At 47.3% G+C, this 13,024-nt stretch carries 10 protein-coding genes; all 10 read left to right on the forward strand.

The genetic code is table 11. The features are described from left to right. Positions 1-23 precede the first annotated feature (23 nt). The 10 genes from ABH897_RS10205 (at position 24) to ABH897_RS10250 (ending at position 12,990) form a co-directional block, all read left to right on the forward strand. Positions 24-959, forward strand: a complete 936-nt coding sequence (locus tag ABH897_RS10205) for a nucleoside hydrolase (RefSeq protein ID WP_404591835.1) — start codon at positions 24-26, stop codon at positions 957-959. Positions 960-1,053: 94 nt separating this feature from the next. After that, entirely contained in the window at positions 1,054-3,729 is a 2,676-nt protein-coding gene (locus ABH897_RS10210) for a PAS domain S-box protein (protein ID WP_283654843.1), read from the forward strand. Positions 3,730-3,878: 149 nt separating this feature from the next. Beyond that, entirely contained in the window at positions 3,879-4,190 is a 312-nt protein-coding gene (locus ABH897_RS10215; RefSeq protein WP_149096077.1) for an ArsR/SmtB family transcription factor, read from the forward strand. A gap of 105 nt (positions 4,191-4,295) precedes the next feature. Then, the gene (locus ABH897_RS10220; protein WP_404520415.1) at positions 4,296-5,462 is read left to right on the forward strand and encodes an MFS transporter; all 1,167 of its coding nucleotides are present in this window, start codon (positions 4,296-4,298) and stop codon (positions 5,460-5,462) included. A gap of 192 nt (positions 5,463-5,654) precedes the next feature. Next, on the forward strand, positions 5,655-6,044 hold the full coding sequence (locus tag ABH897_RS10225) for a GntR family transcriptional regulator (RefSeq protein WP_283654844.1): 390 nt from the start codon (positions 5,655-5,657) through the stop codon (positions 6,042-6,044). Beyond that, positions 6,037-6,939 carry an ABC transporter ATP-binding protein gene (locus tag ABH897_RS10230; protein ID WP_404591837.1) on the forward strand — a complete coding sequence of 301 codons (903 nt, stop codon included), beginning with the start codon at positions 6,037-6,039 and terminating at the stop codon, positions 6,937-6,939. Before ABH897_RS10225 ends, ABH897_RS10230 begins: the two co-directional genes overlap by 8 nt. Then, the gene (locus ABH897_RS10235; RefSeq protein ID WP_283654846.1) at positions 6,914-9,010 is read left to right on the forward strand and encodes an ABC transporter permease subunit; all 2,097 of its coding nucleotides are present in this window, start codon (positions 6,914-6,916) and stop codon (positions 9,008-9,010) included. The genes ABH897_RS10230 and ABH897_RS10235 overlap by 26 nt, the downstream gene beginning before the upstream one ends. A 136-nt stretch (positions 9,011-9,146) precedes the next feature. After that, positions 9,147-9,911, forward strand: coding sequence for a class I SAM-dependent methyltransferase (locus ABH897_RS10240; RefSeq protein WP_404520412.1), 765 nt, complete (start codon positions 9,147-9,149; stop codon positions 9,909-9,911). 244 nt (positions 9,912-10,155) lie between these two features. Beyond that, positions 10,156-11,610 (forward strand): PstS family phosphate ABC transporter substrate-binding protein, encoded by a 1,455-nt coding sequence (locus tag ABH897_RS10245; RefSeq protein WP_404520410.1) that lies wholly within the window; start codon positions 10,156-10,158, stop codon positions 11,608-11,610. A 141-nt stretch (positions 11,611-11,751) separates the two neighbouring features. Continuing rightward, positions 11,752-12,990, forward strand: coding sequence for a beta propeller repeat protein (locus tag ABH897_RS10250; protein ID WP_404520409.1), 1,239 nt, complete (start codon positions 11,752-11,754; stop codon positions 12,988-12,990). The last annotated feature ends 34 nt before the right edge of the window (positions 12,991-13,024 follow it).

Below are 13,024 nucleotides of genomic sequence, written 5' to 3' on the forward strand. Positions count from 1 at the left end.
GCTGTTCTACTGTGGAGGTCATCATGAGTAAAAAGTTAATTTTAGATGTAGATACGGGTATCGACGACGCACTTGCCATTGCGTACGCGGTCCATTCACCGGAATTGGAACTGCTTGGCATTACAACCACCTTTGGAAATATATCGGTGGAGGAGGCAACACGCAACTCACTGATCCTGCTGGAAAAGCTGGGTGTAGAGGCCCCGGTCGTGTCCGGCGCTCACAAGCCGTATGCCCGCGAGCTGTTCAAGCCGTATTCCCGCCATATTCATGGTGAAGACGGCATTGGCAACCAGTTGAAGGGTTCGCCTTCCCGACAGGCAGCATCTGGTGATGCGGCCGATTTTATCATCGGACAGGCTCGTCGCTATGAAGGCAAGCTTACCCTTGTAGCGGTGGGACCGCTGACCAACCTTGCGATTGCACTGGATCGTTGCCCCGAACTGCCGCACTTGCTTGACCGTCTGATCATTATGGGCGGTGCAGTCACGGTAAAAGGCAATGTAACCCCAACGGCTGAAGCGAATATATATGCCGATCCTGAAGCCGCAGCCTATGTGTTGGGGGCGGGTTTCCCGCTCACGCTGGTTGGGCTGGATGTGACCATGCAGACGCTGCTTCCTCAGCATGAAGTGGACAAATGGCATGAGCAAGGGACCGAGCTAGGCACCTTTATGGCAGATATGACGGACTTCTATATGGAAGCCTATCGTAATTTTAGACCCGGTATTGCAGGCTGTGCTTTGCATGATCCGTTGGCCGTAGGGCTGGCGATTGATTCCAGCTTTGTGGAGACGCGCCCGATGCACATTGCCGTCGAGGTGGGGGATTCCGCCGAGGTTGGTCGTACCCGTGAAGTACCGGGCGAGGATCAAGCTCATTTACAGACAAGTATTGACGTGGCACTTGAAGTGGATGCGGATCGGTTTTTGCGCCATTTTCTGAGTCGGGTGGTATAAAAAATAATTCAAAAGATTGCCGATGGCTCTGCATCGGCAATTTTGTGTATACATGTAGGCGCGTCCTCATAAACCACAAAGGAGGAGATTTATTGTGTTTTCTGCTGCTCAACGACTGCCTTTGCTGGAACACATGTACAATCATGCCCCGACAGGGATAGCCATTTTTTCGAGGGACGGAAAATGTCTGTACGTCAATCCCTCCCTTTGTCGCATGGTCGGATACAAGCAGGAGGAATTGCTGAAAACCCGGTATTATCATTTGTTGTATAAAGGAGATAAAGATCGACAAGCGTTGCGGGACGCCTATACGGGCTGGCTGAAAGCTACGGATCAAGTGTACAAGGCAGAGCTTCGTTTAAGACATCAGCGGGGAACATCCGTCTGGTTATCGCTGGAATTAACGATATTTGATGACCCGGCTACGGGTCAAACGTATCTGATTGCCTACGCGATGGACATCACAGAGAAAAAAGACATGCAGCAGGTACTCTCGGATAATGAGGACTTGTACATGCTGATTACAGAAAATACGCCAGATGTGATCTCGTTCAGCACGCCGGACGGCAACCTTCAATATGTTTCTCCTTCGGTAGAAAAGCTCCTTGGCTACACCAGGCAGGAAATGCTCGGCAAAAAACGGCTCGAATTTTATCATGCAGAAGATGCCGATTATATGCGCGTACATGGAATCTTCCAGGAAACAGGTATTATGAAGCGGCGTGTCCGTCACAAGGACGGACATTATTTGTGGCTGGAAGTGTCATACCGCATCATTCGGGATGAGGAAGGCAAAATCAAGCGAGTTCTGTCTATCGGCCGCAACATCACGGAGCGCCAGAAGAGCGAGGATAATCTTGCAAAAGCCCAGCAACTGGCGATGTTTGGTTCATGGGACTGGGATTTGGTTAACGACGTTTTGCATTTTTCCATGGAATTTCGCAGCATTTTCGGCTTTAGCGTAAAGCCGGTCGAGACAAGTATTGATTCTTTTCTGGATGCTATTCATCCAGAGGATAAAGAGCGAATGATCGAGATCATTACGAACGTCATTTTAAAAGGTATTCATAAAGAAACCTTTTATCGGATTGTACTGCCTAATGGTGAACAGAAAGTGCTGCGTTCGACCTGGGAAGCGGAAATGGACGAGCGCGGAGAACAGCCAATTCAAATTGTCGGTATGGTACAGGATGTCACGGAGCACCAAAAAATGGAGCAACGCCTTCGTGAAAGTGAAAACCGTTATAAATCGCTGTTTCAGCATAACCCGCTCGGCATATGCGCCATGAATATGGAAGGTCAAATCCTGAGCGTGAACCCCAGTCTGGAGGAACTTATTGGTTATACAAGGAAGGAACTGCTTGGGACTGGAGTTCTTGTGATGGCTTCTTCCGAGGAACAGGACAAGATTAGGCATCATATGGAGCTGGCCAAGCAGGGAGAAACGCAAACCTATGAATCAGAGTTCATACATAAGGATGGGGAGCGCTTGTTTATCAAGGTAACCAATATCCCGATTTTTGTGTATGAGCAAATTGTTGGCTGCTACGGCATCTTTGAAAATGTTACTCCGCTCAAAAGCTACATCGCCCAAATCGAAAAGCTCAGCAACGAGCATTCACTCATTCTGAACGCCGTATCCGAAGGCATTGTGGGCTTGAGCACCGAGGGGCATGTCCGTTTTATGAATCCGGCGGCGGTCGAAATGTTTGGAGTGGGGGCCGAAAATTCACTGAACGGGACATGCACGGATATGATCCGCCATGTCGATGAGATAAGCAGACATTACCCGGATGAGCAGCCATCCATTCTTCAGGCGATCCGCAGTGGTGCTTCTTATCAGGCTGAGGAAGCCGTATTTTGGAAAAAAGACGGATCCAGCTTCCTCGTCTCATACCGGATCAGTCCCCTGATGGATAATGGGGAGCGTAAAGGGGCCGTAATGGTTTTTGTAGATATAACGAATGAAAAGGAAATCATCCGGGCCAAGGAATCCGCCGAGCGGGCCGACCGGGCCAAGTCAGAATTTCTTTCTGTGATGAGTCATGAGCTTCGTACACCTATGAACGGAATTATCGGAATGGCTGGACTGCTCGCGGACACTGAATTGGATGAGGAACAGCGAAGCTATATCGATATTATTACCAATAGCAGTAGTGCTTTAATGCAAATATTGAATGAAATACTGGATTTGAGCAAAATTGAGGCTGGAAAAATGGCGTTGCTGCACGAACCTTTTGAACTTGAGGATATGATGGGCAGTGTGGCGGATCTATTTCTCAAGCAAGCTATGGAAAAAGACATTGAGCTGGAGTGGCATGTGGATCAGGAATTGCCGGGGGTCCTTGTCGGTGACCATGTGCGTATCCGGCAGGTGCTGGTGAATTTGGTGAGCAATGCAATCAAATTTACGGAGCGAGGGCGTGTAAACATCTTTGCCGAGAGCAAGGCTTACAGCAGCCGTAAAAAGAAATGCTTGATTGAGTTCAGTGTAACCGATACTGGCATCGGTATTCCCGCAGATCGCCAGCATCTATTGTTTCAGCCCTTTTCCCAGCTTCATCCGGCACTGAACCGGAAATATGGAGGAACAGGCTTGGGACTGTCCATCTGCAAAAACCTGGTCAGTCTGATGGGCGGCTCCATTGATGTGGATAGTGACGAGGCCAGAGGAGCCACGTTCCGGTTTCAGCTAGATCTTATGCTGCCAGAAGGGGAAGCGCTTGCGAATATAAGCCGTGACGAGCCTTACGAATCAACGGAATGCTAAAAGAAATAGCCAGCCGTGGTGCTTAACGCATCACGGCTATTTTTATGTTCAAGTGGAGTGTATGAAAGAATGGCACAACACACAACAGTCGATGCTATATTATTGAAATAGATATTTACATATCTAAAAAAAGAGATATAATGAGGTTTATGGATACTCTAATGATTTTTAAAGCTTTGTCGAATGATACACGCCTGCAAATTTTGGATTGGTTAAAAAATTCAGATGAAAATTTCGGACCGCAATTGTTTTTACCAACGGATGCTAACTTTAAAGGAGGGATTTGTGTAGGTAGCATTCAGGAAAAAACAGGATTAGCACAATCTGTTATTTCCAGTTACTTAACGCTCATGAAGAAGGCTGGGCTTTTGGAATCCAGGCGATTTGGACAGTGGACCTATTACCGAAGAAATGAAGAGAATATTTGCAAATTCGCTGAATATATCAAGAATGAAATGTAGGTAGCCACAAAATAATGAACAAGGTTACCTACTTTTTTGTGTATATTATATCTATAAATATAGATTTTCGAATATATGAATTATGAGGTCAAGGAGATGGAAATCGTGAACAAAAACAGTCCATTATTTTTTATTGCATTAGGTATATTTGGCATTATAAATACGGAGCTTGGAGTCGTTGGGATTTTGCCAATGGTCATGGATAAGTATAACGTTACTGCACCACAAGCTGGAATACTGGTCAGTCTTTTTGCACTCACTATTGCCATTTTTGGGCCATGGGTAACTCTGCTATTTTCAAAATGGAATCGTAAATGGTTACTGATGAGCATCATGATTATTTTTTCCATCTCGAATGTGATATCAGCTTTTGCACCGAACTTTTATACACTTGTCGTATTCCGAATAATCCCTGCCTTTTTTCATCCGGTGTATTTCTCCATTGCCTTCGTACTAGCTGTTGCATTATCGAAGAAAGAAGAGGCTGCTAAAGCAAGTGCAAAGGTATTTCTTGGAGTTAGTGTGGGGATGGTATTGGGGGTTCCGCTTACTTCTTATATTGCTGATCAATTCTCTCTTGGCACTTCATTTCTGTTCTCTGCTGTTGTAAATATTATTGCGTGTGTTGGAATAGGGCTCATGGTTCCTTCCAGATTGGAGCAGAAGGAAGTACCTATCAGGAACCAGCTTAAAATATTGAGGAAACCCACATTGTGGTTGAATATCGGTAGTGTATGCTTCATATTTGCTGCGATGTTTTCTGTATATAGTTATTTTGCGGAGTATCTAGGAGAGAAAACGCATATGAGTGGAGAATGGATTAGCACGATGCTTGTGCTTTTCGGGATTAGTGGTGTGGCTGGTAACTGGTACTCGGGAAAGATGTTAAACCATCATATGTTGAAAACGGTGTTGCTTTATCCTGTTGCTTTAGGGGTTTGTTATTTACTGCTTCAATATGTGGGTGCAACTCTTCTTCTCACAAGTGGGATTATTATTGTCTGGGGAGCTGTTCATACGAGTGGATTGATTGTAAGTCAAATTTGGCTTACCTCGGAGGCTCCAGAAGCCCCGGAATTTGCGAATAGTCTGTATGTTTCTTTTTCAAATTTGGGTGTCACCATAGGGACAGCGATGGGAGGCTGGTTTATTTCTCAATTAGGAACAGGAGATGTTGTTTGGAGTGGCCTACTTTTTGTTGTATTGTCTCTTGTATGTATTATCGTGAAATCTATATTTTTTGGGATACATACGAAGTCAAAAAATATGTAACAAACTTTTGCCGAAATCATTACAGGTTAACGTTGATTTCAAGACCAGCTTTCTGAGTTGGTCTTTTTTTCTGCAAGAAATCCCCAAAGAAATGATTGACAAACTGTTCTAACTGTATTATTAATAATAGTACAGTTAGAACAGTAAAGAGGATGCAGATGAAACTGATCAAGTCTTGAAAGGAGGAAGTCCATGTTCGAGCTGGATATCCGCAGCCGCAAGCCGATTTACGAACAGCTAACGGACAAGGTAAAGGAAATGATTGTATACGGATCGCTTCAGCCGGATGAGCAATTGCCTTCGGTACGGGTTTTATCCGCTCAGCTTACGGTAAACCCCAACACGATTCAGAAGGCGTATCGAGAGCTGGAACGCGAAGGATACATTTATTCCATCCAAGGCAAGGGCAGCTTTGTCACCCCTGCCGAGCATCAGCCGCAGCAAATGAAGCGGGATGAGATTCGGGCGGCGCTGTTGAAGCAGATGATCGAAGCTGTCCATTTCGGTTTTACGCATCAGGAAGTGGACGCCTTATACGTGGAAGCTACGCAATTGAAGGAAAGGGGGATGTCCCTTGATTGAGTTAAGGGAAGTCACAAAGACATTTACAGAAGAAAAGGCTGTCGATCAGCTCGCCCTTACGGTGAAGAAAGGCTCTATTTTTGGACTTTTGGGCTCTAACGGAGCAGGTAAAACGACGCTGCTCAAAATCATCGCCGGGATTTACAGACCGGATACTGGGAAGGTGCTAATCGGTGGACAGCCCGTGTATGAGCAGCCAGAAGTCAAGCAGCGCATTCTGTTTATGCCGGATACCCCTTATTTTTTCCCGCAAGCGACGATTCGCCAGATGGCCCGGTTTTACCGCTCCATTTATCCGAGCTGGAGTGAGGAACGCTACATACAGCTTACCGACATTTTCAAGCTTGACCCGAAGCGTAAACTTCACCGTTTTTCCAAGGGGATGAAGCGTCAGGCCGCTTTTTTGCTTGCCTTGAGCTGCATGCCTGAGCTGCTGATTTTGGATGAACCGATTGACGGACTGGACCCGGTAATGCGACGAATGATCAAAAATTTGCTGTTCCAAGAAACCGCCGCACGTGAGATGACCGTCGTGATTTCATCCCATAATTTGCGTGAAATAGAAGACATGTGTGATCATGTCGGCATTATGCATCAGGGACGTATGTTGTTGGAAAAAGAGGTTGACGATCTCAAGTCTGATACACATAAGGTGCAGGTTGCCTTTCGTGACAGCACGCATGAGGAAGCCGTCTGTGGACAACTTCCGATTGTACATAAGGAGCGCAGAGGCAGTGTTCTGCTGCTTATTATCCGGGGGGAACGAGAGCAGATTACAGAAACGATTCAGGCGTATGAGCCGCATGTGTTCGATTTACTGCCGTTGACGCTGGAGGAAATTTTCATTTATGAAATGGAGGACGCAGGTTATGACATCCAACCGATTCTTCTGTAGCGGCGGCGTGATTCGTCAAAGCCTGAGACAGCATGGCTGGATCGGTCTGTTGTACTTGGCGGGATTATTGTTTACAGTGCCGCTGCCGTTATTTATGAGCATCGGAGACGAACGGATGCCCACGGTTTTGGGAAGTCTGTTCGATTATACAAGCAAGTACAACGACTTACACACTCCGATACTGCTGACCGTACCGGTGCTGGCCGGTGTGATAATGCTTCGTTTTATTCAGCGGCAGGGGCCATCTGATTTGTATCACAGTCTGCCATTACGCAGGGAACATCTGCTAACGGCACATTTGATCAGTGGTCTTATCCTCTTGCTCGTACCCGTGTGGCTCACGGCGGGAGTGACGGCTTGGGTTAACGCCACGAATGATCTGCCTTATATTTTTCACATGAATGATGTTGGATCATGGGCATTGGTCGTCTCGGTCATTAGCATTTTTCTTTTCGCCTTTACTGTGTTTGTAGGTATTTGCGTAGGGCAATCGCTGCTGCAAATTGCTGTAGTGTACGTTTTGATGGTGCTTCCCTTCTTTCTGTCATCCATGATTAGTCGCTTTCTGGGGCATCATTTGTACGGTTACTATCAGGCCAGTGGAACAATAGTTCGTTATAGTGATGGCATGGAGTTACGTAGTAACAATAATATTTGGCATTCTTTATCGCCGTTTGTTCGCTTTACGGAATTGCTGAGAACTCCATTTTCATATATTGAACTGCTTGTTTATATTGGTGTTTCTCTGCTGTTTGTGATCTTGAGCTATGTGTTGTATCGCAAACGGCTGGTAGAGAAGGCAACGCAAGCAATGGCATTTACCTTCTTCCAGCCCTTATTTAAAGCAGGTGTGATGCTGTGCGCTATGCTGCTAGTAGGGGACTATTTTAATGGCGTAGGCGGACAAGGTAAAGACTGGTCTATCTTCGGCTATATACTTGGAGCTATTTTGGGCTATATCGCTGTGGAGATGGTGATTCGCAAGACGTGGCAAATTGTACGTGTACGTGCTTTGCTGGAATTGGTTGCTTACACCGCAGTGTTAGGTCTGGCAATGTACATTCCGACTTCAAGTTGGGTAGGTTACGAAGATCGAATTCCGACTGCGCATTCCGTGGAGCAAGTTTATGCCGGACCAAGTTTGTATTTGGATGGGGGCATTACACGAAAAGATCTTTATTTTTCGCAGGATAAGGCTTATATCGCTTCTGTGCTGAATTTACAGCGTGAACTCGTGCGGGCACATTCATCAGGACAGACGCCCATGACCAAAGATGAACCTCTTCAAATGATAGCCATTGCCTATCATCTTGACGATGGTTCAATTATGACCCGAAGCTATACATTTCCCGAGCAGCCTTTCCGGGCAGAACTGGCAAAGGTCATGATGTCTGAGCCGTACAAAACAGTAGCATACTCGTTGGATAAGCTATATGGTGCAGCCGAAACGATCAGCATTAAATCAGGGGATGATGAGGAACGGAGGGTGATACTGACCGATCCGAAAGAAATTCGCGAATTTGAAGCTGTGCTGAAAGAAGAAATTTTGGATATGAGCTATAGCGAAATGCAGTCTGGAAGTTATCCGCTGGGGAATATCGAGATTCTGCATAAGGCCTCCTCTATTTCCAAATATGAGCCGGAATGGGCTCGTAATATTGCATATAACTGGCGTTTATCCTTTCACAAACTGGAGGGTTGGCTGAAACAGAAGGGATATGCCGACAGGGTAATTGTCACGTCGAAGGATATACTTTCTGTGCGTGCTGTTCCAATTGTTTCTCAGGAGATGAAACCTTATCAATCTGGTCAGTATATCGAAGACGTCAATTTATTCAGAGATATACAACAGAAGCATAAAGCAATCGTCATTGAAGATATGAAGCTCTGGAAAGCTATTTTGGAAAACCGCAGATCCTATAACTATACTCCGGATATGGAGAAGGGCACTTACCTGATACAGATCAAAATCAAACCTTTATATGGTTTAAATGCTCACACAGGCTATTATTTATTAACTCCAAAAGACATGACACCTGAGCTTGCAAAGGCTCTACCCGCCACTCCTTAAAACGGCACCGAACGGCAGATAAGAAATTCCTCCTGATTTGGGCAGATGTAGAGGTATATAGAGATAGAACGCAGAACGTAAAGAGTATAATGTTCGGTAAATGATGCCAGCCCAATTCAGGAAGGAGCAGTACAATATGAGATATACAGAAGATCGTGAGTTTATACAGTTGTTGGATCACTATAAGCAATCCTTTGCCGGATGGGATTTTTCATTCATCTCGGATACAGGACGCGTAGCGAGCGAGCCCTTGGACTGGTCTTATGCCAGCAAGGCTATGACGCTCATCCATTCTTCCACGGCGATGCTGGATATGGGAACAGGCGGAGGCGAACTTTTGTCACGGCTGCGTCCTTTTCCAGAGATCGTATGCGCGACAGAAGCATATGCACCGAATATTCCTGTTGCCAAGGAACGATTGGAGCCGCTTGGCGTACGCGTGATGGCTATAGATGACGACGACTCACTTCCATTGGATGATAACGGGTTCGATCTCGTGCTGAACAAGCATGAGGCATTTTCTCCAGCGGAAGTGCGGCGTATTTTGCGTTCGGGCGGGATGTTCTTGACCCAACAGGTGGGGGGCCTGGATTGTGTGGGCATTAACGACCGTTTGGGAGCGCCTTATAGCGAGTATGCGGACTGGTCCCTTTCTCAAGCGATTACCGGTCTGAAAAGCAACGGCTTCGAAATCGTGGAGCAGCGGGAACAGTTTCCGATACAGCGGTTTTTCGATATTGGAGCGCTTGTCTACTACTTAAAGGCGATTGAATGGCAGATTGCTGATTTTCAACCAGAGAGATATATAGAACAGCTGTATGGCCTACATCTGGACATTCAACGTGATGGGTATTGGGACGTGAAACAGCACCGTTTTTTGATCCATGCTAGAGCAGTATAGAATTGTTACATTATAATACCGAATAATACCGAGAAGGCCTTCCTCTAAAGGAGGCTTCTTTTTGTCCTTTTTGGGTGTACTCCTTTATGGTAAAAACAAAATCAAAAGCCACGCGGCGGTTGGCAGTGAAATACCGTAAGGACATTTTTACCATCTCCTCGTATACTAATCTTTACCATAATTGTACAATGAAAGAGCAGTGGCTTAAAGACTCATTTTATTTAAAAGATATAGGGGGATGTACATGTCTGATCCAAAGGGAATTATAACCGAGCGGGAAACAGGCGCCTCCATGCGACTAGCATGGTTTTGGCCGTGGCTGGGCGGTACATTTATGTTTGGATTGTTTTCAGTCATGTTTAATGTATTTTGGAGTATGGCTGTGGCGTCTAATGTACAGCTTCTGCTGAGGCGCGAAGGTGTGACGGATACTGCGGTCATTGTGATGATGATATTATACGCCTGGATCATCGGTCTGATTTTTGCGGCTTACGGTGTCTGGAGTGCGCGTATTTTCAGTCTGCGAAAACTTCCGCTCATGCTGACAGGGCTGTTATCATTATTATGTGGCCTGGGTTTATGGATTGTGGGGTTACAAGGCTCTGGCGGCCAACCATCCGAAGTGTGGGGCGACTCGTGGCAACTGTTTTCAATCTATCACGCGTGGGCGGAGCCTGTACTGGAGGTATTGGAGCCGTATACACAGCATGGTGAAATCTGGTTTCTGCTGACTGCACTGCTGCCGATCGCCGGAATGGTAGTGGGTGTTGGGGTGGATCGTTATCCGGCGGTGACAGGAAAGAACGGAAAGGTAGATCGTAGATGGCAATGGGTCGTTGCCGCCATGTCTGCCGCGCTCGTTATTGTGCTGACCATTGCACTGATGCTGCCTCATCGTCCGTTGATCGCAGAACGGGATTTTCCAGTGGTCGATGGGGCTACAGCGGCGATTCCGTTCGCACAGGATATGCTGCATGAGCTGACCGGAATGAGCAAGGCGCGCGCGGCGCACGAATTGAGATTCAACACAACGCATCAGGCGTATGTAAATCTGATCGACAAGAAAGCGGATCTCATTCTGGTGGCAGGACCATCCAATGGAGAGCTGCAACTTGCGAAAAGTCAGGGAGTGAAAATAAAGCTTACTCCAATTGGGCGGGATGCGTTTATTTTTCTCGTTCACTTTGATAATCCGGTTCATAATTTGTCCTCAAAGCAGATTCGTCGCATTTATGAAGGCTCCATTCATAATTGGAGTGAAGTGGGAGGCAAGGACCAGCCGATTGTAGCCTATCAGCGGGAAGAAAATTCGGGAAGTCAGACGTATATGCAAAAGAAAGTGATGGCAGACCATGAGATGGCCGAGCCGCCCCGGGAGCGCACGATTGGCATCATGGGTGGTATGATTAATGCAGTTGCCGATTATAACAAGGATCACAATGCGCTCGGGTATTCGTTTTATTATTTTGCCAATGTGATGCATAAGCGGCAAGAAGTTAGATTTTTGTCCATTGACGGAGTAGTGCCAAACAAGGAGCATATCCGTTCGCAACAATATCCGTTCACCGCTCAATTGTTCGTGGTCACACGGGAAGGAGAGAAGTACAGCCCTTCGGTTCAACGGCTGCTCCAGTGGCTGCAAAGCGAAGATGGCAAACGGATCATTGAACAAGGCGGTTTTGTTCCTGTAAATCCGTAGACGAGGTTTTCCTTACAGTCGATTTTGGGTTTTCATCCGTCAAGAGTGAAACGAAGACAGCAGGGTAATACATAGGATATACCTTGCTGCGATTACATACCCAAGCAGCATTGTACTAACACAGTAAGGGGATGAATGAAAATGAAGAAAAAATTACCGGCCTGGGCGCTTTTGCTCGCCGTATCCATCATGACAGCAGGTTGTGGAGCAGGTGCAACACAAGCAGGACAAACCGGACAGCAAGAGCAGAACGGTCAAACCGTTCAGGATGGGCAAAAGGGCTCTGCTTCCGCGCAACCGGGTGCTTCGGGGGCAGGTGGACAAGCATCCACAGATGCGAATGCGGCGAAGGTTCGCATGGACGATGTTACCGCGCTGCGCCTGATCGACGGTAAATCCGGCTGGATCGGCGGGAAGGGCTGGATTGCCCGGACAGACGCAGGTACATCCGGTTCAGCCGGAGCGGCATGGGATGTACAATATCAGGGCCAAGGGACAGTGCAGCAAATTTTTGCCTTGAATGGGCAGCAGGCATGGGCCGTCGTGGCAGACAGCGGTACGCTGCTGGCGACTCAGGATGGAGGCCAACGCTGGGAAAGTACCGGGACGGTGCCGAAGCAAGGACAAGCGGGCTTTTTGCACTTTGTATCGTCCAAGGAAGGATTCAGCGGAAATCAATATACGAAGGACGGTGGTCAAACCTGGTCCGCGCTTCCCGTACCTGATCATACCGTTGGGGAACCATACTATCATGATCAGCAAAACGGTTGGGCAGTAACGCAAAGCAAAGAGGGCTCGTTCCGTATCTTACATACAATGAATGGCGGTCAGAAGTGGACCACCGTTCTGTCTCGGACAACCGAAGCGCCTCTGAACGGTGTAATCATTCGTTCGGTAGAACGCGGAAACGCTTGGATTGAGCTGGTTGGGGATACGGGTATGAATCAGACCTCATATTCGCTTTGGCATACCGCCGATAGTGGCCAAAGCTGGCGTGCTGTGCTGGCCAATGCGACCGCTGGCGGCGGTCCGGCGCCCGGCATTAGCCAGCAAGACCATCAGGTTCCCAAGAACGAAGGGGCGGCACCGGGGATGCTCTATGCGGTAAACAGCAGTACCGCGTTGATGGGTGGCTACTGCGCACCGTGCGACAAGCCTAATACCATCGGCTGGACGAATGACGGAGGCAAGACGTGGAACAATGGCAAACAAAGCTTTGACGGCTATGGTAGCCAGCAAATCGGAATGGCCAATGCCAAGGAGGGCTGGGCTATTTTCTCGGATTCAGAGAAGGCTCCGGTTATGTATACCACCTCGGATGGTGGACAGCATTGGACCCAGAGCCATGTCTTTGACAAGCCTGCGGCATCAGGTTCCTGAGCAGATGTAGTCCTTAGCAGATAAGTCCTGAGCA

This window comes from Paenibacillus sp. RC73, from assembly GCF_044908085.1.
In the GTDB taxonomy this organism is placed as follows: domain Bacteria; phylum Bacillota; class Bacilli; order Paenibacillales; family Paenibacillaceae; genus Paenibacillus; species Paenibacillus terrae_A.

Coding starts and splice junctions, on each gene's coding strand:
- ABH897_RS10205 (WP_404591835.1), top strand. CDS start 24: ATGAGTAAAAAGTTAATTTTAGATGTAGATACGGGTATCGACGACGCA.
- ABH897_RS10215 (WP_149096077.1), top strand. CDS start 3,879: ATGGATACTCTAATGATTTTTAAAGCTTTGTCGAATGATACACGCCTG.
- ABH897_RS10225 (WP_283654844.1), top strand. CDS start 5,655: ATGTTCGAGCTGGATATCCGCAGCCGCAAGCCGATTTACGAACAGCTA.
- ABH897_RS10235 (WP_283654846.1), top strand. CDS start 6,914: ATGACATCCAACCGATTCTTCTGTAGCGGCGGCGTGATTCGTCAAAGC.
- ABH897_RS10240 (WP_404520412.1), top strand. CDS start 9,147: ATGAGATATACAGAAGATCGTGAGTTTATACAGTTGTTGGATCACTAT.
- ABH897_RS10245 (WP_404520410.1), top strand. CDS start 10,156: ATGTCTGATCCAAAGGGAATTATAACCGAGCGGGAAACAGGCGCCTCC.
- ABH897_RS10250 (WP_404520409.1), top strand. CDS start 11,752: ATGAAGAAAAAATTACCGGCCTGGGCGCTTTTGCTCGCCGTATCCATC.